The sequence below is a fragment of the Saccharothrix coeruleofusca genome (assembly GCF_014648515.1).
GTDB classification, from domain to species: Bacteria; Actinomycetota; Actinomycetes; order Mycobacteriales; family Pseudonocardiaceae; genus Actinosynnema; species Actinosynnema coeruleofuscum.
Window position 1 is genome coordinate 95,204 of sequence record NZ_BMRG01000001.1, and the last position, 18,546, is coordinate 113,749.

At 74.2% G+C, this 18,546-nt stretch carries 17 protein-coding genes; 10 read left to right on the top strand and 7 right to left on the bottom strand.

Annotation, left to right across the window (positions count from 1 at the left end; genetic code table 11):
• Positions 1 to 19 precede the first annotated feature (19 nt).
• From IEZ00_RS00535 to IEZ00_RS00550, 4 genes are all read right to left on the bottom strand, one after another.
• Complete coding sequence (locus tag IEZ00_RS00535) at positions 20 to 1,510, bottom strand: carboxylesterase/lipase family protein (protein WP_229794852.1); 1,491 nt, start codon at positions 1,508 to 1,510, stop codon at positions 20 to 22.
• Positions 1,507 to 2,079 (bottom strand): TetR/AcrR family transcriptional regulator, encoded by a 573-nt coding sequence (locus tag IEZ00_RS00540; protein ID WP_189221033.1) that lies wholly within the window; start codon positions 2,077 to 2,079, stop codon positions 1,507 to 1,509. The genes IEZ00_RS00535 and IEZ00_RS00540 overlap by 4 nt, the downstream gene beginning before the upstream one ends.
• Positions 2,080 to 2,206: 127 nt before the next feature.
• Complete coding sequence (locus IEZ00_RS00545) at positions 2,207 to 4,585, bottom strand: helix-turn-helix transcriptional regulator (RefSeq protein ID WP_189221034.1); 2,379 nt, start codon at positions 4,583 to 4,585, stop codon at positions 2,207 to 2,209.
• Positions 4,586 to 4,593: 8 nt separating this feature from the next.
• The gene (locus IEZ00_RS00550) at positions 4,594 to 5,877 is read right to left on the bottom strand and encodes an Hsp70 family protein (RefSeq protein WP_189221035.1); all 1,284 of its coding nucleotides are present in this window, start codon (positions 5,875 to 5,877) and stop codon (positions 4,594 to 4,596) included.
• A 247-nt stretch (positions 5,878 to 6,124) separates the two neighbouring features.
• Between IEZ00_RS00550 and IEZ00_RS00555 the strand changes: the two genes are divergently transcribed.
• The 4 genes from IEZ00_RS00555 (at position 6,125) to IEZ00_RS00570 (ending at position 11,165) form a co-directional block, all read left to right on the top strand.
• Entirely contained in the window at positions 6,125 to 7,018 is an 894-nt protein-coding gene (locus IEZ00_RS00555; RefSeq protein WP_189221036.1) for an IniB N-terminal domain-containing protein, read from the top strand.
• Positions 7,019 to 7,112: 94 nt separating this feature from the next.
• The gene (locus IEZ00_RS00560) at positions 7,113 to 8,921 is read left to right on the top strand and encodes a dynamin family protein (protein WP_189221703.1); all 1,809 of its coding nucleotides are present in this window, start codon (positions 7,113 to 7,115) and stop codon (positions 8,919 to 8,921) included.
• A complete protein-coding gene (locus tag IEZ00_RS00565; protein WP_189221037.1) occupies positions 8,918 to 10,288 on the top strand; it encodes a putative GTPase in 1,371 nt (456 codons plus the stop codon). The genes IEZ00_RS00560 and IEZ00_RS00565 overlap by 4 nt, the downstream gene beginning before the upstream one ends.
• 46 nt (positions 10,289 to 10,334) lie before the next feature.
• Positions 10,335 to 11,165, top strand: a complete 831-nt coding sequence (locus IEZ00_RS00570; protein WP_189221038.1) for a PhzF family phenazine biosynthesis protein — start codon at positions 10,335 to 10,337, stop codon at positions 11,163 to 11,165.
• 3 nt (positions 11,166 to 11,168) lie between these two features.
• Here the strand turns inward: IEZ00_RS00570 and IEZ00_RS00575 are convergent, their stop codons facing one another.
• Positions 11,169 to 11,981, bottom strand: coding sequence for an SDR family oxidoreductase (locus tag IEZ00_RS00575; RefSeq protein ID WP_189221039.1), 813 nt, complete (start codon positions 11,979 to 11,981; stop codon positions 11,169 to 11,171).
• 95 nt (positions 11,982 to 12,076) lie between these two features.
• Here IEZ00_RS00575 and IEZ00_RS00580 point away from each other — a divergent pair, with 95 nt between their 5' ends.
• The 4 genes from IEZ00_RS00580 (at position 12,077) to IEZ00_RS00595 (ending at position 15,191) form a co-directional block, all read left to right on the top strand.
• Positions 12,077 to 12,451 (top strand): winged helix-turn-helix transcriptional regulator, encoded by a 375-nt coding sequence (locus tag IEZ00_RS00580; protein ID WP_189221040.1) that lies wholly within the window; start codon positions 12,077 to 12,079, stop codon positions 12,449 to 12,451.
• A 153-nt stretch (positions 12,452 to 12,604) separates the two neighbouring features.
• Positions 12,605 to 13,669, top strand: a complete 1,065-nt coding sequence (locus IEZ00_RS00585) for a gamma-glutamylcyclotransferase family protein (protein ID WP_189221041.1) — start codon at positions 12,605 to 12,607, stop codon at positions 13,667 to 13,669.
• A gap of 106 nt (positions 13,670 to 13,775) precedes the next feature.
• The gene (locus tag IEZ00_RS00590; RefSeq protein ID WP_189221042.1) at positions 13,776 to 14,399 is read left to right on the top strand and encodes a DUF4232 domain-containing protein; all 624 of its coding nucleotides are present in this window, start codon (positions 13,776 to 13,778) and stop codon (positions 14,397 to 14,399) included.
• Positions 14,400 to 15,191 (top strand): alpha/beta fold hydrolase, encoded by a 792-nt coding sequence (locus tag IEZ00_RS00595; RefSeq protein WP_189221043.1) that lies wholly within the window; start codon positions 14,400 to 14,402, stop codon positions 15,189 to 15,191.
• 34 nt (positions 15,192 to 15,225) lie between these two features.
• Here the strand turns inward: IEZ00_RS00595 and IEZ00_RS00600 are convergent, their stop codons facing one another.
• The gene (locus IEZ00_RS00600) at positions 15,226 to 15,972 is read right to left on the bottom strand and encodes an SDR family NAD(P)-dependent oxidoreductase (RefSeq protein WP_189221044.1); all 747 of its coding nucleotides are present in this window, start codon (positions 15,970 to 15,972) and stop codon (positions 15,226 to 15,228) included.
• A gap of 33 nt (positions 15,973 to 16,005) precedes the next feature.
• Positions 16,006 to 16,740, bottom strand: a complete 735-nt coding sequence (locus tag IEZ00_RS00605) for an ESX secretion-associated protein EspG (RefSeq protein ID WP_189221045.1) — start codon at positions 16,738 to 16,740, stop codon at positions 16,006 to 16,008.
• A gap of 480 nt (positions 16,741 to 17,220) precedes the next feature.
• Here IEZ00_RS00605 and IEZ00_RS00610 point away from each other — a divergent pair, with 480 nt between their 5' ends.
• Both IEZ00_RS00610 and IEZ00_RS00615 read left to right on the top strand, forming a co-directional pair.
• Entirely contained in the window at positions 17,221 to 18,135 is a 915-nt protein-coding gene (locus IEZ00_RS00610; RefSeq protein ID WP_189221046.1) for a hypothetical protein, read from the top strand.
• A 150-nt stretch (positions 18,136 to 18,285) separates the two neighbouring features.
• Positions 18,286 to 18,546: a hypothetical protein gene (locus tag IEZ00_RS00615; RefSeq protein ID WP_189221047.1), complete on the top strand. Its 261-nt coding sequence runs from the start codon at positions 18,286 to 18,288 to the stop codon at positions 18,544 to 18,546.

An 18,546-nucleotide genomic window follows, 5' to 3' on the forward strand; every position in this document is an offset into this window, starting at 1 on the left:
ACCTTGAGCGGAACTGGCCTCAGCGTCCCTCCCAGAACCCGAGCCGGTGCGTGGTCCGGTAGTCCACCCCCTCGATGGCGTTGGGCGCCAATGACTGGACGTGCCCGCCGTGGTCGAAGCGCGGCCATGCGGGCAGTCCGTCGCCGTTGGGATCGCCGCTGCGGGCGAAGTTGGTCCAGTACCGGATCATCTGGTCGGACAGTTCGCGCTGCTCGGGGGTGAACTTGTTGCCCGGTTCGACGAACAGGTAGCCGATGTCGGAGTTGTGCCCGGCGCCGTCGGCGGAGGCGCGCGGGTCGGCGAACTCGAAGGCGTACACCGGGTTGTGGGCGGACAGGAACCGGTGCTGCTGCCACGTCGGCCGCGCCCACACGCGGTCGGTGAGGACCTGCGCCCAGGCCCGAGTGGCGTCGGGGTAGTCCGACAGCGGGTACTCGGCCAGCACGTCGGGCGCGTGCGCGCCGAACGCGGCTTCGAGCAGGTGCGGGTACTCCTCGCGGGCGACCTCGCCGCGGAACACGCGGACCAGGGAGCGGTGCTCGTCCTTGGTGTTCCCGGCCAGCACGGGCACCTCGGCGAACTCCCCCCGGCCCAGCACCTCGTCCGGCGGGCCGCCCTGGAAGGGCATGGCCTGGAAGATGTTCATCACGTCGGGGTGGTCGAGCACCCGCTCCACCGGCTGGGCGCGCAGGCACGCCACGTCCGCGCAGTTCAGCTCGGCGGCGACCGCCGCGCCCAGCGCCTCGATCTCCGCCGGCGGCCGCCACGCCAGCCAGGGCAGCGCGGGCAGGTTCGGGAACCACGCCCCGGCGGGCAGGTCGACCAGGGTGAACGAGCTGTGCAGGGCAGCCTTGTCGAACAGGCCGCGCGAGTGCGGTGACATCAGGTGCGCGGCGACGGCGGTGGCCCCGTAGGAGACCCCGAACAGCGTCACGTTGTCCGCGTCGCCGCCGAACGCGCCCGCGTTGCGCCGCACCCAGGCCAGCGCGGCCCGCTGGTCCATGAGCCCGAACTCGCCCGAGCCCGCCAGGCCGGGCATCCCGAACCCGCCGAAGACGCCCAGCCGGTAGTTGACGGTCACCACGACCGCGTCGCCGAGCACCGCCAGCCGCGCGGCGTCGAAGAAGTGGCCCGCGCCGATCGCGCCGTCGCCGTGCAGCCACACCAGCACCGGCCTGCGGCCTCGGGTGGAGGGCGTGGTGACGTTGAGGAACAGGCACTCCTCCTCGGTGGAGCGCAGCTCCGAGTAGGGCGAGCCCACCTGTGGGCACGGGCTGCCGGGCGCGGTGGCGTCCAGCACCCCCGGCCACGGCCGCGCCCGGTGGGGCGCCTCCCAGCGGCCGGGCTTGGCCGCGTACGGGATGCCCTGGAACAGCAGGTGGTCGGCTTTCCGCAGGCCGCGGACCACGCCGGTGTCTGTTTTGGTCGTGTGGTCGTCCATCGCTTGCCCTCCGCTCGTCGCGCCCAGCAGCAGCACCAGTGCCAGTGCGAGCGCGAGGTGGCGCGTCATCTTCTGGTGGCGAGCTCGACCGCGATCAGCAGTTCGCGCTCGCACAGCTCGATGTCGACCGCCGCGTCGTCGGCCGCCCTGGTCAGCACACCGGTGCGCAGGGCCAGCAGGAAGATCGACATGATGTCCGGGTCGAAGTCGCGGAACTCGCCCGCCGCCTGACCCGCGCGCAGCAGGTCGGCCATCTTGCGGTGGTCCCCCTCCGCCACCTCGCGCTCCGACACGTGCGGGCGCAGCCGCAGGAAGGCGACCGCCTCCGCCCGGTGGGCGGCCATGAACCGCAAGTTGGCCGACAGGAACGCCCGCAGCTCGCCCGCGGCGGTGTCGGCCCGGTCGAGCCGGTCCAGCACGAAGGTGGTGAACCGCCGCAGCACCTCCGCGAAGACCTCGTCCACCAGCTCCTGCTTGCCCTTGAAGTGGTAGGAGATCAGGCCGGTGCTGCTCAGCCCCGCCCGCTGGGCGATCCGCTTGAACGAGGTGGCCTGGTACCCCAGTTCGGCGACGACTTCGATGGCCGCGGCGATGATCTGCGCCCGCCGGGCCTGTTCCGTCACCGATTTTGCTCGCATGAGCAAAATTTAGCACGACCGAGCAAGACAAGGCCAGGACCAGCGGGTACAGCAGCAGGGCAGGAGTGATCATGCCGTCCAGTGTCGAACAGGTGTTCGACACCCGGCAAGATCACGATCGAGTGGTCTACCCCAGCAGCTGGCGGAGCTGGTCGAGCAGCTCGGCCCGGCTGGAGCAGCCCAGCCGCTGGCGGATGCGGGCCATGTGGTGCTCGACGGTCTTCGCCGAGATGAACAGCCGGTCGCCCACCTGCTTGTAGGTCAGCCCGCTGAGCACCAGCTCGGCCACCTCGCGCTCGCGGTCGCTGAGCTTGCCCACCTCCGCCGGGCCCTCCGCGCCCGCCTCGGCGGCCCGCTTCGCGCCGACCGGCCGCCCCTGCAGCAGCCGGGCGCAGTCCAGCAGCCGCACCATGGCCTGCCGGTCGGAGGTGCGGATCGCGGCCTGCCCGGCCAGCCGGGCCGCGTCCCACCACTGCCCCGCCACGTGCAGCCCGCGCGCGGCCCGCTCCACCCGGTCCGGGTCGACCTTGCCCGCCAGCACGTCCAGCCAGCTCTCCGCGGCGGCCGAGACGATCGCGCAGTACCGGCCGCGGTCGCGGTTGGCGGCCAGCTCGGCGGCGTGCTCCTCGGCCGCGCCCGCCTCCTCGGCGATGATCGCCGCGTGCAGGCCGCTCCAGTGCAGCGGCACCGACCACAGCGGCGGGTCGCCCAGCTGCCGCAGCAGCTCCCGCGCCCGCGCCAGGTGCGGGGCCAGCCGGTGCTGGTCGCGCAGCCGGGCCGCCGCGGCGGCGAACTCGCCCAGCGGCAGGAAGGTGAACAGGTCCACCGGGTGCCGCAGCACCGCCTCGCACGCCTGCTCCCAGGTGCGCTTCAACGCCGCCAGGTCGCTGTTGCGGCGCGCGATGCCCACCTCCAGCGCCACCGCGAACACCCAGTCCCTCGGCTCCAGCGGCCGACCGACCTTGCGCAGGGCGACCAGCACCTCCCTGGCCCGCACCAGGTCCCCGCGCAGCATCGCCGCCCACGCGCGCAGCAGCCGGTGCCGCACCGACATCAGCCCGCCGCCCAGCGAGGTGGCGATCGCGCGGTCCAGCACCGATTCCGCGACGCCCAGCTCCCCGCTGTGCAGCGCGACCAGCGCGGCCAGCGCGGCGGGGGTGTCCGGCAGCAGCACCGCGCCGCCTGCCGGTTCCAGCAGCCCGGCAGCGCGGACCAAAGTGGACAGAGCGGTGGTCGGCTCCTCGGTGACGGACTCCAGAACTCCTTGCGCCATCAGGAAAGCGCCGCCCTCGAGCATCGTCGGCGGCGCCACCGGCAGTGCGGCGGCGGGCAGCCTGCCGGTGCCGATCTGGCCGACCACGGCGAACGCGGTCGAGGTCGCGCTGGGCGACCAGCGGTGCAGCTCGGTGCTGCGGGCCAGCTGGCCCCGGTGCGCCAGCGCGATCGCGGCGACCTCGGCGGCCGGGCCGCGGTGCTGCCGGTCGCCCGAGGAGATCACCTGGTCGGCCAGCCGCAGCGCGGCATCCAGGTCACCGGCCATGGCCGACGCGGTGGCCCGGTGGACCGCCGCCTCCGGCGACGGCGAGCCCGCCGCGCCGAGCAGCCGGGCGGCCAGCGCGGGGTCGGTGGGAAGCGCTTCCCGCGCGGCGGCCTGGAAGGCGGCGGCCACCGAGGGGCCGCCCGCGCCGGAGCCGAGCAGCGGGCGCACCAGCTCCAGCACCGGGCCGCCGGAGCGCAGCTGGATCTCGGCCAGCCGCTGCCGCACGGCGATGCGCCGGTCGGTGCGGCTCAGCGCCGCCACGGCCGCGCGGGCCACCGGCAGCAGCGTGCCGTCCTGGGCCAGCAGCCCGGTCGCCCGACCGGCCTCGATCACCTCGCCGACCGCGTCGAAGTCCTTGTCCAGCAACGCGGCCAGCAGGTCCAGCCGCAGCGCCGCGCCCGCCTCGGCGGCCAGCAGGAACTTCTGCACGTCGGTGTCCAGCCAGTCCAGGTCGGCCCGGAACCGCCCGATCACCTCGGCGGTGAGCTCGGGCGCGGTCAGCGCCGCCAGCCGCGCCACGAACCGGGGCACGCCGCCGGTCTGCTGGTGCACGAAGTCCACCACCGCCCGGCCCGCCGAGGCGGGCAGCGCCTGGCGGACCTGGTCGCGGCTGAACGGGGCGGGCGTCAGCGCGGGCCGCGCCCGCCCCAGCGACTCCGCCAGCGCGGCCAGCGCGCGGGAGCGCGGCCACGGCCGGTAGGCGACCACGACGCGACCTCCGCCGCGCTCGACGGCCGATCGCAGGGCCAGCAGGTCGGCCTCGGGCAGCAGGTGCGCGTCGTCGACGATGGTGACGTCCACGCCCGCCTGCGCGTACGCGCGTTCGACCTCGCCCAGGACCGTTGTCTTGCCGTAGCCGCCGGGGGCCAGCACGCCCAGCCTCATGGGCGCCGCCGGGTCGGCGGCGATGGCGTCCAGCAGCTGCCTGGTCGCCTGGTCGAGCACGGGCCTGGTGGGGATCGTCATGCGGTGGCTCAACGGCCGTCCTCGTCGTCGGGGGAGCGGGAACCGCGGGACCGGCCGCTGACCGCGAAGCCGCGCACGACGCGCTTGACCGAGCGGCGTTCGGGCAGGTCCAGCGGGGTGATCTCGACCGGGGGGCGGGGTGGCGGCGCGGCGATCTCCGCGTCGTCCAGCTCCAGCGCTCCCACGGGGAAGCGCAGCCGCGGGTCGTCGCCGCGCGCGAGCACGGAGGTCTCCACGGGTTCGGGCTCGTCCTCGGGGCCGACCAGCAGCCGCCGGGCGGCCAGCGCGGCGCCCTTGACCACCGAGGTCTCCGGGGCGGCCTCCAGCGCCACCCGGCCGGGGACGGACGCGGCGATCAGCGGGATGCGGGCGCTGCCGCCGACCAGGACCACCGCGTCCGGGGTGGTGCCCCGGCAGGTCCGCCGCAGGGACTCCACCGCCTGCTCGACGGCGGGGCGGATCAGCTCCTCGAACCGCGCCCTGGTCAGCACCACCTCGACCGGTCCGGTGGGCAGGTGCACCGGGACGGCCGTCTCCGGCGTGCCGGACAGCACCCGCTTGGCGGCCTCGCAGTCGCGCCGCAGCCGGGCGAGCAGGCTCAGCGCGCGCGGGTCCTCGGCGTCGAGCTCGCCCAGCGCGCGGCCGAGCTCGGTGCGCACGTGGGACAGCACGGCGTCGTCGAAGTCGGCCCCGGCGTCCTGGTCCACGCCCTCGGTCCAGGACAGCAGCTCGAAGCCCCGGTCGGGGGCGCGGCGCACCAGCGCGGCGCTGAAGGCGTGGCTGCCCATGCTGAACACGCCGACCGTGCTCGCCGGGCCGCGCGCGAAGACGTGGTTCTCCGCGGCGGCGAGGGGTTCGGCGAGCAGCGTCACCTCGGGCAGCCCCATCGCCCGCAGCGCCCCGTGCACCAGCCCCTTGGCGTGCGGCCCCCACCCAGGGGGGTGAGTCAGGACGACGTGCGAGGCCCGCTCGCCCTCCCGGTCGGCGACCTGCCTGGCCACCCAGGCGACCATCAGGGCGGTCAGCTCCTCGGGCGCGCACAGCTCGGAGCCGAGCACGACCGGCACCTCGTCGCCGACCCGGCGCAGGAACCCGGTGGCGGTCCGGCGGGGGTCGCCCGGCTCCCCCACCGCGATCGTGCCGTCGGGGGTGAGCTGCAGGAACGAGGCCACGCCGCCGCCCGGTCCGCCGAGGCCGACCACCTCTGGCTCGGCCCGCCCGGCGCCGCCGAGCCTGCACACGGCCGCCGCGGTGCGCGTGGTGCCCACGTCGACCCCGAGGACGTACGGCAACTCGGAGCCTCCTTCGGTCACCTGTTCGCAGTAGGGCTCCCACTACCTACACGCGGGATCGGGGGGTCACAACTTCAGCCCCTAATCCCCTAGGGAGTGAACGAGAACCACCCCAACGTGGTTTCGGCATCTACTGGGAGCAATCCCCGATGGCCCGGTCCGCCACTCTCCGTACGTTGGGACCAACCCGCCGGGCCACCCCTGCCGGCCTGGCACCCGCGCCCCATCTGACCAGGAGAGTTTCCACATGGGCACCAGCCCCAACACGCTGCACGACTTCGTCCTCGAGCTGCTCAGCGACCCCAAGGCGCTGGAGGCGTTCCAGGTCGACGCCGAGGGCTCGCTGGCCGCGGCGGGCCTGAGCGACATCAGCGCCCTGGACGTGCAGGAGGTCATCCCGCTGGTCCTGGACTACGCGCCGACCGCGGGCCTGCCCGCCCTCGACGGCGTCGTGCTCAACGACCTGCCGCTGGACGTGGTGGAGGACGGCACCGCGGGCGCCATCACCCAGCTCCAGGCCGTGGCCCAGCAGCTGTCCCTCGCGGGCGTGCCGAGCACGTCCGACGTGAACCTCGCGGTGGCGGGCGCGCTCACCGCCGACGCGAACGGGCTGGACGCCTTCGGCGGCCTGTCCAGCTGGGGCCTGGTCGACGCGGTGGCCTCGGTGGACGCCACCGTCGCGGGGGACTTCTCCGCGGTGGGCGACGTGACCGACACCCTGGACGGCACGCTGCACACCACCACCGGCCAGGTCGACGACCTCGCCGACACGGCGACCGCCGCCGCCCACGGCGCGGTCGCCTCCGTTGGTGGGGTCACCGGTCCGCTGCCCGGCACGGAGGGCCTGACCAGCCACGTGTTCGGCACGGTCGACACGCTCAACGGCGTGGTCGACGGCGTGACCGGTGACCTCACCGGCAACCTGGGCGTGGACCAGACCCTGGGCCACGTCACCTCCCACGTGACCTCCCACGTGACCGAGGTGACCTCCGCGGCGCCGGTGGCGCCCGTGGTGGACACCGTGGCCGAGGTCGCCAACCACACCGGCGTGGACGACGTGGTGGGTCACGTCACCGGCAAGGTGGACGCGCTGGACGTCCCGGTCGTCGACTCGCTCGGCGTGGACGACCTGCTGTTCTGAGCTCGGTCGAGCCTCGGGAGGGCCCGCTCGTCCACCGGACGGGCGGGCCCTCCCCTTTCACCACGGACGGTCAGCAGGCACACTCTTTCGGGTGATGTCTGCGCCTTGGCTCGACGTGCTCGACGACACGATCAGGGCTTGCGCCGCGCACAACAGACCCGACCTGGCCGCCCGGCTGCGCGAGAAGCGGGCCAGCCAGCTCGACCCCAAGCTGCGGGTGCTGGTCGTCGGTGAGGCCAAGCAGGGCAAGAGCCAGCTCGTCAACGCGATGATCAACGCCCCGGTGTGCGCCGTGGGCGACGACGTCACCACCACCGTCCCCACCTTCGTGCAGCACGCCGAGACGCCCTCCGCCGCGCTGGTGCGCGGCGTCTCCATCGCCAACACCCCCACCGAGCGCATCCCGGTGCCCATCGACCAGGTCGCCCAGCAGGTCAGCGCGGGCCGCCCCGGCGAGCTGCTGGCCGCCGAGGTCGGCATCCCCCGCGCCCTGCTGACCTCCGGGCTGGTGCTGGTGGACACCCCCGGCGTGGGCGACCTGCGCTCGGCGCGCACCGCGAGCACGTTCACCGCCCTGCTCCAGGCCGACGCGGTGCTCATGGTCTCCGACGCGACCACCGAGCTGACCGCCTCCGAGCTGGAGCTGCTCAAGCAGGTGATGACCTCCTGCCCGAACGTCACCGTGGTGCTGACCAAGATCGACATCGCGGCGCAGTGGCGGCGCGTGGTCGAGCGCAACCGGGCCCACCTGGCGCGGGCGGGCGTCACCGCCAAGCTCATCCCGGTCTCCTCCGCGCTGCGGCTGCGCGCGGCCAAGACCGGCGACCGCGAGCTCAACGCCGAGTCGGGGTTCCCCGAGCTGCTGGCGTGCGTGCAGCAGGACATCGTGGCCGCCGCCGACGTGCTGGCCCGCCGCACCGTCGCGGTGGCCGCCGCCTCGGCCATCAAGCAGCTGGTCGCGCCGCTGCGGGAGGAGCTGTCCAGCCAGGGCTCGCGCGGCACCCAGGACACCATCGCGGCGCTGCACGAGGCCCAGCGCCGGGTCGACGAGCTGCGCCGCCGCTCCGCCCGCTGGCAGACCGTGCTCGCCGACGAGATGGCCGACCTGGTCTCCGACATCGAGTACGACCTGCGCGACCGCACCCGCAAGATCCTGCGCGAGGTGGACCGGACCTTCGAGACCGCCGACCCGATGCTGGGCTGGGACCGGTTCGAGCGCTGGCTGGAGGACAACCTCACCGAAGCCGCCACCACCAACTTCGCCTGGCTGCTGGACCGCTCGGAGTGGGTGGCCGAGAAGGTCGCCCGCAGCTTCCCGGTGCACCGCGAGGACCTGCTGCCCGAGTCGGTGTTCCCCGACGACGTGCTGGACCGGGTGTCCAAGATGGACCGCCCGGTGATCGAGAAGTTCAGCATCAGCCAGAAGTTCTTCACCGGCCTGCGCGGCTCCTACGGCGGCCTGCTGATGTTCGGCCTGGTCACCAGCCTGGCCGGGATGCCGCTGATCAACGCGATCTCGCTGGGCGCGGGCGCGCTGTTCGGCGGCAAGTCCATCATGGACGAGGGCGACCAGCGGCTCAAGCGCCGCCAGGCCGCCGCCCGCCAGGCCGCGCAGCGGCACGTGGACGACTTCTTCGTCAAGTTCAGCAAGGACTGCCGGGACGCCGCCCGGCACATCCAGCGCAGCCTGCGCAACCACTTCAGCACGCTGGCCGAGGAGATGCAGGAGACGCTGCTGGAGTCCGCCCGCAGCGCCCGCCGCGCGGTCCAGGACGACGCCACCGAGCGCGAGCGCCGCACCAGGGAGGCCAAGCGCGAGCTGGACGCGCTGGTCCAGCTCTACCAGCGGGTCCAGGCACTGGCGGCGGCGCCGGGCCAACCGCCGCTGGGGATCAGCGCGTGAACCTGGAGGACCGGGTCCAGGCCCTGCTCACCGAGGCGCTCGGCGTCTACCGCGACAGCCCTCGGGCGACCGCGTGGCTGCGCGGGCACCTGGCGCGGTTGGCCGAACCGGTGCGCGTCGCCGTCGCGGGCGCGCCGCTGGCGGGCAAGTCCACTGTGGTCAGTGCCCTGGTCGGCGAGGAGTTCGCGCCGCGCGCCGCGTTCACCTGGTACCGCGACGGCCCGCAGCCGCGCGCCCAGGCCGGACCGCACGAGGTGCCCGTGGTGCGCCGCGACGGCAAGGTGTTCGTGGAGGCCCCGACGGCGGACCGGGTGGTGGTCGACTGGCCGTCGCGGTCGCTGCGGGACGTGGTGGTGATCGACGCGCCCTCGGGGGCCCCGGTGGAGCAGGTCTACGGCGAGGCGGACGCGGTGCTGTACCTGACCCGGCACCTGCACACCGCCGACCTGCACTACCTGCAGGCCGCCCACGACCACCCCATCGCGCGGGCCACCCCGGTCGGCACGGTGCTGGTGCTGGCGCGCGCCGACGAGATCGGCGGCGGGCGGATCGACGCGCTGTCCTCGGCCAAGCAGATCGCCCGCCGCTACCGGCGCGAGCCGAGGATCAGGCCGCTGTGCCAGAACGTGGTCGCGGTCGCCGGGCTGCTCGCCGTGGCCGCGCGGACGCTGCGCGACGACGAGTTCGCCGCGCTGGCGGCGCTGGCCTCGCTGCCGCGCGCGGAGCTGGACGACCACCTGCTGTCCGCGGACCGGTTCGTCGGCGAGGACTTCCCGGTGCGGCTGGCCTCCCCGGTGCGGCAGCGGCTGCTGGACCGGTTCGGGCTGTTCGGCGTGCGGCTGACCAGCACCCTGGTGCGGCAGGGGTTCGACACGCAGGTCAAGCTGACCGGGCAGCTGGTGCAGCGCAGCGGCCTGGGCGAGCTGCGCGACTCGATCGGGCAGTACTTCACCGAGCGGCGCGAGGTGCTCAAGGCGCGCTCGGCGCTGCTGGGCCTGGACGTGGTGCTGCGCGCCGAACCCCGGCCCGCCGCGCGGGCGCTGGTCGCGGCGGTGGAGCGGGTGCTGGCCTCGGCGCACGACTTCCGGGAGCTGCGGCTGCTGGCGGCGCTGCAGGGCGGGCGGACCCGGCTGCCCGCCGAGCTGGACGCCGAGGCGGCGCGGCTGGTCGGCGGGCTGGGCACGAGCCTGCCCGCGCGGCTGGGGATGGAGCACGAGCCCACCCCCGGCGAGGCGCGGCAGGGCGTGCTGGAGGCGTTGGGGCGCTGGCGCGAGCAGGCCGCCAACCCGGCGCTGGACCAGGCGCAGCGGCGCGCGGCGGAGGTGGTCGTGCGCAGCTGCGAGGGGATGCTCGCGGCGCTGGCGTGACGCCCGACTCCTGGACTCGGCCGACCGCGCCGGTCAGGCTGTGCGCATGACCGAGCGCACGACCGAAGTGCTCCGCTACGCGGCGTTCACCACCGACCCGGCGGGAGGCAACCCCGCCGGGGTGGTCCTCGACGCCACCGGCCTGGCCGACGAGGACATGCTCTCGCTGGCCGCGTCGGTGGGCTACTCCGAGACCGCGTTCCTGCTCCCCACCGACGACCCGCGCGCGTTCGGCGTGCGGTACTTCAGCCCGCTGGTGGAGGTGCCGTTCTGCGGGCACGCCACCGTGGCGGCGGCGGTGGCGCTGGGCGGGTCCGGCGTGGTGCGGTTCGCCACCCGCGCGGGCGAGGTGGAGGTGGCGGTGGCGGCGGGCCGGGCCACCCTGACCAGCGTGGCGACCTCCTCCCGCGCCGCCTCCGAGGAGGACGTGGCGCGGGCGCTGCGGGCGCTGGGCTGGTCCGCCGACGACCTCGACCCGCGCTACCCGGTGCACTGGGCGTTCGGCGGGTCGCACCACCTGGTCGTGGTGGCCGGGACCAGGCAGCGGCTGGCCGACCTGGACTACGACTTCGACGCGCTGGCCGACCTGCTGCGGGAGCGCGACGCGGTGACCGCGCAGCTGCTCTTCCAGCGGGCCGAGGACGTGTTCGACGCGCGCGACCCGTTCCCGGTCGGTGGCGTGGTCGAGGACCCCGCCACCGGCTCGGCCGCCGCCGCGTTCGCGGGCTACCTGCGGGAACTTGGCCTGGTGGACCGGCCGAGGGCGATCACCCTGCACCAGGGCGAGGACATGGGCCGGCCCAGCCTCCTGCTGGTGGAGGTCTCCCCCGACGACCCCCGCGCCCGCGTCTCCGGCTCCGCCGTCCGCCTGCCCTAGCCCCTACAGAGCCTGCTGGATGCTCCTGGGGGTGCGGCCCAGGAGCTTCTCCAGGTCGGGGCGGACCTCCGACAGCACGCCCTTGGCGATGTTGGCCTCGATGTCGGTGAGCAGTTCCGCGAGGAACTCCGGCAGCCCGAAGGAGGCCAGCTGGGCCTGCCGCTCCTGCGGCGTGATCGCGCGGTGCTCGACGCCGCCCAGCTCGGCCAGTTCCGCGAAGCTCCACGCGGTGGGCCCGGTCAGCTCGTAGGTGGCGTTGTCGTGGCCGTCGGAGGTGATCACGACGGCCGCCGCCTCGGCGAGGTCGTCGCGGGAGGCGCTGGCGATCCGGCCGTCACCGGCCGCGTGCACCAGCGCGCCCTGGGCCAGCGCGGGCGTGTAGTTCTCGTGGTACATGCCGTTGCGCAGGAAGGCGTGCGGGATGCCGGTGGCGCTGATGGCCTCCTCGGTCGCCTTGTGGACCTTGGCCAGGATCAGCGGGGAGGTGTCGGCGTCGGTGACGCTGGTGTAGGCGATGAAGGACACGCCCGCTTCCTTCGCGGCGGCGACGGCGGCCCGGTGGGCTTCCACGCGCTCCTCGTCGGGGCCGTCGATGGAGACGAGCACGAGCTTGTCCACGCCCGCGAAGGCGGTGCGGAGGGTTTCGGGGCGGGTGAAGTCGCCGTGCCGCACGTCCACCCCCCGCGCGGCGAGCGCGCTCGCCTTCTCCGGGTCGCGCACCGAGACGGCCAGTTCGGCGGCCGGGATGCGGTTCAGGACGTGCTCGACGATCAGGGAGCCGAGGTGGCCGGTCGCGCCGGTGATCAACGTGGTCATGGCGGACACGTTAGGAAAACCGCTCACTATTCGTAAGTACCCACCTTGAAGTGGGGTACTTACGAATACGAAAGCATCCAGCTAGGCTGCCCTTCATGGCCCTGACAGGTGACGTGTACGACCACAACTGCCCCTCCCGCGTGATCGCCGACCACGTGACCGGCCGATGGGGCAGCCTGGTGCTGGGCAAGCTGCTGGAGGGCACCCTGCGGTTCTCCGCGCTGCGCCGCGAGGTGCGCGGGGTGAGCGAGAAGATGCTGGCCCAGACGCTGCAGGCGCTGGAGCGCGACGGGCTGGTGCGGCGCGTGGTGCACCCGGTGATCCCGCCGCACGTGGACTACTCCCTCACCGAGCCGGGCAGGCAGATCGCCCTGCGGATCAAGGGCATGTTCGAGTGGATCGAGCAGAACCTGCCGACCCTGCTGGCGGCGCAGCGGGAGTACGACGACCGGCGCATGGCGAACGTGTGACAGGTCACATGGACCCCTCCGAGCTTTGCTGGGCCGAATTGGGCAATTTCTCCTGAGCTGATCCGACTCGGACCGCCCACAGATCGGAGGGGTTGCCGAAGGGGTCGGTCCGGCAAAAGGTGAATTCCCTGTGAGCTTTGCCAGAATGAAGGGATGACGCAGCCGTTCACCGACGACCGGCACCCGGCGGAGCCCTATCCGGGAGCCCGGCCGGGGCACTGCTTCGTGCACCTGGACGGGGCGGGGTGGCCGGTCACCCCGGACCCCGGCGCCGACTCGGGGTGGCGGGTCGCCCCCGACGGGGTGGACCTGGACGAGTGGCTGGCCCGGCACGGCGAGCCGCCGCTGGCGGGCCGGATGCCGGTGCTGGCCTACGGGTCCAACGCCAACCCCGCCAAGGTGACGTGGCTGCGCGAGGAGCTGGGCCTGCCCGGCCCCGCCGTGGTGCTGCGCGCCCGCTGCGAGGGCATCGCCGCGGTGTGGGCCGCCGGCCTGCGCAAGACCGACGGGCAGCGGCCCGCCACGCTGGCCGCCGCGCCCGGCGTCGAGGAGGAGCACGCGGTCTGGTTCGCCACCGCCGAGCAGCTGCGCGTGCTGGACCGGTGCGAGGGCCGGGGGCTGCGCTACCAACTGGTGCGGTTGCACACCGGTCGGGTGACGTTGTTCAACGGCGGGGTGATCGACTCCGTGCTGGCCTACACCGGGGCGGGCTCCCGGCGGATGCCGCTGCTGTCCGGCGGGCGGCCGGTGCGGTGCGCCGAGGTGGACCAGCGGGGCGCGCGCAGGCTGGCGGGCCGGGCCGCGCTCACCGACGGCCTGGACGTGTCGCCGGTGCGCGGCGCCCCGTCACCGGACGACTGGCCGGACCGGCTCTTCGTCTACGGCACGCTCCAGCCCGGCCTGAGCGCGTGGTCCCTGGTGGAGCCGTTCACCTCGGGCGAGCCCGAACGGGTGATGTTGCCGGGCGTGCTGCACGACACCGGCCTGGGTTACCCGGCGCTGCGGCCAGGCGGCGACGGCGCGGGCGTGCCGGGGCACCTGCTGCGGCTGGAGACGCCCGAGGCGGCGCTGCCCGTGCTCGACGAGTACGAAGGCCCTGAGTACCGGCGGGTTCGCGTCACGCTGCCGGACGGCCGGGTGTGCTGGACCTACCTGTGGGCCGCCGAGGTGACCGGGATGCCGGTGCTCGCGCGGGGCTGGGTCGAAAAGCGACCGTGATACCCCCGATCAAGTGAAATCCTGTCCACCCCACCCAACCGGTCGTCGCGCGGGCACGTCCTCTGGGTAGACCACGGGAGACCACAGGCCCGACCAGGAGGTGGACATGAGGCGACGGACGCTCGTCGCGTGCGGTGTTCTCGCGGCTTCGCTCACCGCGTGCGGCGATGCCCAGACGGCGGCCGACCAGACCGCCCTGTCGACCACGGCGTCACCGCCCGCCACGTCGTCATCGACGTCGCAGGCGGGCACAGCGGCGGGCACGCCACCTCCCCCGCCCTCCTCGGCCGCGCCCCCGGCGGCGACGGACCCCGGCCGCTGCTCGGCGGCGGTGCTCGACGGCAGGGTCGAGCCCACCGACGCCGGGGCGGGCAACCGCTACGGCAAGCTGCTGGTCACCAACACCGGCGCCGGCCCGTGCACCCTCAACGGCTACAGCGGCCTGCAGCTGCTGGCCGCCGACGGCAGCCAAGTGCCGACCCAGCTGGAGCGCACCGCCGACCCCGGCCCCTCCGCGGTGACCCTGCCCCCCGGCGGCACCGCCGTGGCGAACCTGCACTGGACCGTCGTGGCCACCGGCGACGAGCCGGTGGACCGGCCGTGCGAGCCGGAGGCCCCCAGCGCCGCGGCGGTCCCGCCCGACGAGACCGAGCCGATGCGGCTGAACTGGGGCCTGGGGCCGGTGTGCGGCGGCGGGAAGATCTACATCAGCGCGTTCTACGCTGCTTAGGTGATCGAGTCCAACGTCCCCGGCCACTCGGGGGAACTCGCGGTCCGCACCTGGCCCAACCTGGAGGCCACGTGGCTCGCCGTGCTGGTGCACGGGTACGGCGAGCACTCGGGCCGGTACGGCCACGTGGCCGAGGCCCTCGTCGCGGCGGGCGCCCTGGTGGTGGCCGCCGACCAGGCGGGCCACGGCGGCTCGGAGGGGCCCCGCGCGCTGATCACCGACGTCGACGGCCTGGTGGCCGACGTGGACGCGGCGATCAGCTCGGCCGCCTCCGACCTGCCGATCGTCCTCATCGGACACTCCGTGGGCGGCCTGGTCGCCGCCAAGTACGCGCAGGAGCACCGCGAGCGGCTGGCCGCGCTGGTGCTCTCCGCGCCGGTGCTGGGCACCTGGCAGGGCTTGGACCTGCTGTCCGAGCCGGAGATCCCGGACGAGTCCATCGACCCGAAGCTGCTCTCCCGCGACCCCGAGGTGGTCAGGGGCTACGCCGCCGACCCGCTGGTCTGGCACGGGCCGTTCCAGCGCGCCACGCTGGAGGCGCTGGAGCGGGCGCTGGAGGAGGTCAACTACGGGCCCGCCCTGGAGGACCTGCCCACGCTGTGGCTGCACGGCGACGCCGACGAGCTGGTCCCGCTGGCCGACACGCGCACCGGCACCGACCGGCTGCGCGGGCTGCTGTTCGAGGAGCGGGTGTACCCCGGCGCGCGGCACGAGGTGTTCAACGAGACCAACCGGGACGAGGTGCTCGCCGACGTGGTCGAGTTCGTGCGGCGGGTGCTGGAGCTGGGCTGAGCGGCGGTCCCGCCGGGCCGCCGCCCCTCGCCCCTCACCAGCCCTGGTCGGTTGGCCGCACCAGGATCTCGTTGACCGCGACGTGCTCGGGCTGGGTCACCGCGTACACCACGGCCGCCGCGACGTCCTCGGGCTGGAGCTGCCGCATGGCCGCCGCGGTGCGCTCCATGTTGGCCTTGGCCTCCTGGTCGGTGATGTGGTCGCGCAGCTCGGTGGCGACCACGCCGGGCTCGACCACGATGACGCGCACGCCGCGCTGGGTGACCTCCAGGCGCAGCGACTCGCTGAAGGCGTTGAGCCCGAACTTGGTGGCGTTGTAGACGCCCCCGCCCGCCCGCACCACCCGGCCCGCGGTGGAGGACACCTGCACCACCGCGCCCCGGCGCTCCAGCAGGTGCGGCAGCGCGGCGTGGGTCAGGTACATCACCCCGAGCAGGTTGGTCGAGACCATGCGGGTCCAGTCGGTGGTGTCCGCGCCCTCGATCTTGCCCAGCAGCATCACGCCCGCGTTGTTGACCAGCACGTCCAGCCCGCCGTAGGTGTCGGCGACGCGCTGGACCGCCGCCCGGCAGGCGGCCTCGTCGGTCACGTCCAGCTCGACGGGCAGCACGCGGGCGCCCTCTTCGGTCAGCCGCTCCTCCAGCGCCTTGAGCCGCTCGACCCGCCGCGCCGCGATGGCGACGGTGGCCCCCGCGCGGGCCAGCGCGACCGCCGTGGCCTCGCCGATGCCCGACGACGCGCCGGTGACGAGGGCGACCTTGCCTTGCAGGTGGTTCGTCATGGCTCCACTCAACACCGCTGGACCTGCTCAAGGTCAAGCCAGTGGTTCGGTGCTGCCGCGGGTCTCGTCGACCAGCTCGGCGATCGCGGCGGCGACGGCGGCCCGGTCCGCGGGCAGGCAGGTGGTCCGGTCGGGTCCGCGCAGCACCAGCAGCCTGCCGAGCCCGGTGTCGTGGAAGGCGACCACGCGCCCGGAGCGCCGCCCGCCCGCGGTGACCGCGAACCGGCCGTGGTGGCCCGCGTCGCGCAGCGCCCGCGCGCACCGCTCGGCGGCGGACCGTGGTTCGCCCCGCGCGGCCAGCGCCGCGGCGAGGTGGTCGCGGTCGGCTTCGTCCAGCGCGGTGGCGCGCACGCTGACCGGCGGCAGCGGCGCCGGGTCGACCGGGGCCAGCCCGGCCAGCAGCTGGCCGGGCACGGCGTAGTGCGGGACGCTGACCAGGACGGCGTGGTCGGCCCGCAGCACGGCCAGCACGCCGACCGGCCCCGACAGCGCCGCCCGCAGCCGCACCGGCTCGTCCAGGAACTGCCACGAGTCGATCCGGCACTCGCCCCCCGCCAGCGTGCGCAGTTGCCGCTCCAGCTGACCGCCCCGCGGTGCGACGCCGCGCCCGCGCAGCCCGGTCAGCACCTCGCGGACCGAATCGCGCGGCTGGACTGCGGCCGGGTCGAGCACCCGCGGCAGCGCGCCCAGGCCCAGGTGCGACCAGCACACCGCCAGCTCGACCGGGGACAGCCGGACCGGGGACCACAGCACGGTGTGGCCGGTCACCGGTCGGCCACCGGCCGGACGCGCGCGAATTCGCCGTGTCGTTGCCCGCGCACCCCCACCCCTACCCCCGGAAACCCGCAAAAGGGCGATTTCCGACGCCTTTGCCCGCTGTTCCCGCAAGGTTGCGGCAACAGTCGGTGCGGGCGCGGCAGCGCGACCGGATGCGTCCGCCCCGAACGCCGCCCGCCCGCCGGGCACGCACGTGATCAGGCCGGATGATCCGGACCGCCGCCGATGCCCACCCATTCCACGGCTATTGTTCAACACCTCCGAATGGTTCACCGGAGCGACACGGCAACCATTCCGGGATATCTTCTCCCGGTCGCTCCGAGGAAACCAGGGCGACTCTCCGGCCACCATCGGGTAACCGAATGAACCGCACTGCGAAAATCCTTCGGGTGATTCGCGCGGCCGCCGCCCGCCCGGCCTGGTGGGAGCGCGTGCCGGGGCAGGACCCGCCTGGTGGACAATCGCCCCGCGATGGCTGGAGATGACCTGGAGCTGTTGATCACACTGGTGGTCGCGGCCGACGACGAGCGGCAGGCGCTGACCGCCTGCGCCGGGTTGCTGCGGCGGGTAGGCGGGTCGGTCCTCCAGGCCCGCGACTGCTCGGACGAGGAGCCCGGCTGCTGGTCGGTCACCATCAGCCGGACCAGCGGCGAGCCGACCACCGGCGACGCCGCCCGGCACAGCGCGGGCGCGCTGGCCATGGCCGTGCGCGGGTTCGTCCGGGCGCTCGGCGACGACTTCCCCCTGCCGCGGATCGCCTGCGACCCGCCCGCCGCGTGGGCGGTGATCGAGGACCCGGCGCTGCTGGACGGGCTGGTGCCCGGCGCGGAGCGGCTGCTGGTCGAGGCGTGGGCCGGGGGCGACCCCTACCGGCGCGACGCCGGGGCGGCACCCGAGCCGGAGCCGGAGCCGGAACCCACGCCCGAACCCACGCCCGACCCCGCGCCCGACCCCCCGCAGGCCCCCGAACCGGTCCCCGAACCCGAACCCGAACCGGGGCCCGAACCCGCGCTGACGCCCGATCCGGACTCGACCGTTCGGCTGCTTCTGCGGGTGGACGTGGCGGCGGACCGGCCCGCCGGGGCCGAGTGGCAGGCGCGGGCGGTAGCCAGCCGGGTGGGTCGGGATGGCAAGATCACCCGTGTGGCTCCCCTCGGGCACCTACTGAGCGTGCACTTCGACCTCGGGACGAGTGTGGGGTCGACCACGTCGGTGCTACTCGACGCAGTGTCCTCGCTGGGCCGTTCGGGGTGGTCCGCGCCGGAGTGGTCGGGCGAATCGGCCACGGTCCGCTGGTCAGCGACACCACCCCCGATAACGGGGGTCACCGCATTGGAACTCAACGCGACGCCGACTTCGGCATTGGTGTGGACGGAGCCCGAGTGAGCGTTCGCGCGCTCTAACCCAAAAGGGTGGACTTGCAATACACTCCACCAGCGGCGGGCACTCTTAAACTGTGAATTTTTGGGCAGAAGTTCAACGCGCGGCTGGGTAACCATAAGCGCGGGGGCGGTTCAGAGGGAGACGGGATTCGACATGGCCAGCATCGAAGAGGTCCGTGCCGCGATCGCCCAAGCCATCGAGAAGGCGGGCCAGAGCGCCGCCGCGCTGCAGCAGGCCGCCGACCTCGCCGAGGACGCGCAGGCGCTGCTCAACACGGCCACCCAGGGCAGCGTCCAGTCCGACGTGGAGCAGGCCAACGCCCAGTTCGCCGAGGTGGTCAGCGGCGTCAACGACTTGCAGAAGTTCCTCGGCGCGGGCATCTCGCAGGCCGAGAGCATCAATTCGAGGCTCTAG

Bases quoted from the DNA above. Each gene is read 5' to 3' on its own strand.
- IEZ00_RS00570 (WP_189221038.1), top strand. From the start codon at position 10,335: ATGACCGAGCGCACGACCGAAGTGCTCCGCTACGCGGCGTTCACCACC.
- IEZ00_RS00560 (WP_189221703.1), top strand. From the start codon at position 7,113: ATGTCTGCGCCTTGGCTCGACGTGCTCGACGACACGATCAGGGCTTGC.
- IEZ00_RS00585 (WP_189221041.1), top strand. From the start codon at position 12,605: ATGACGCAGCCGTTCACCGACGACCGGCACCCGGCGGAGCCCTATCCG.
- IEZ00_RS00590 (WP_189221042.1), top strand. From the start codon at position 13,776: ATGAGGCGACGGACGCTCGTCGCGTGCGGTGTTCTCGCGGCTTCGCTC.
- IEZ00_RS00575 (WP_189221039.1), bottom strand. From the start codon at position 11,981: ATGACCACGTTGATCACCGGCGCGACCGGCCACCTCGGCTCCCTGATC.
- IEZ00_RS00600 (WP_189221044.1), bottom strand. From the start codon at position 15,972: ATGACGAACCACCTGCAAGGCAAGGTCGCCCTCGTCACCGGCGCGTCG.
- IEZ00_RS00580 (WP_189221040.1), top strand. From the start codon at position 12,077: ATGGCCCTGACAGGTGACGTGTACGACCACAACTGCCCCTCCCGCGTG.
- IEZ00_RS00535 (WP_229794852.1), bottom strand. From the start codon at position 1,510: ATGACGCGCCACCTCGCGCTCGCACTGGCACTGGTGCTGCTGCTGGGC.
- IEZ00_RS00610 (WP_189221046.1), top strand. From the start codon at position 17,221: ATGGCTGGAGATGACCTGGAGCTGTTGATCACACTGGTGGTCGCGGCC.
- IEZ00_RS00615 (WP_189221047.1), top strand. From the start codon at position 18,286: ATGGCCAGCATCGAAGAGGTCCGTGCCGCGATCGCCCAAGCCATCGAG.
- IEZ00_RS00540 (WP_189221033.1), bottom strand. From the start codon at position 2,079: ATGCGAGCAAAATCGGTGACGGAACAGGCCCGGCGGGCGCAGATCATC.
- IEZ00_RS00555 (WP_189221036.1), top strand. From the start codon at position 6,125: ATGGGCACCAGCCCCAACACGCTGCACGACTTCGTCCTCGAGCTGCTC.
- IEZ00_RS00545 (WP_189221034.1), bottom strand. From the start codon at position 4,585: ATGACGATCCCCACCAGGCCCGTGCTCGACCAGGCGACCAGGCAGCTG.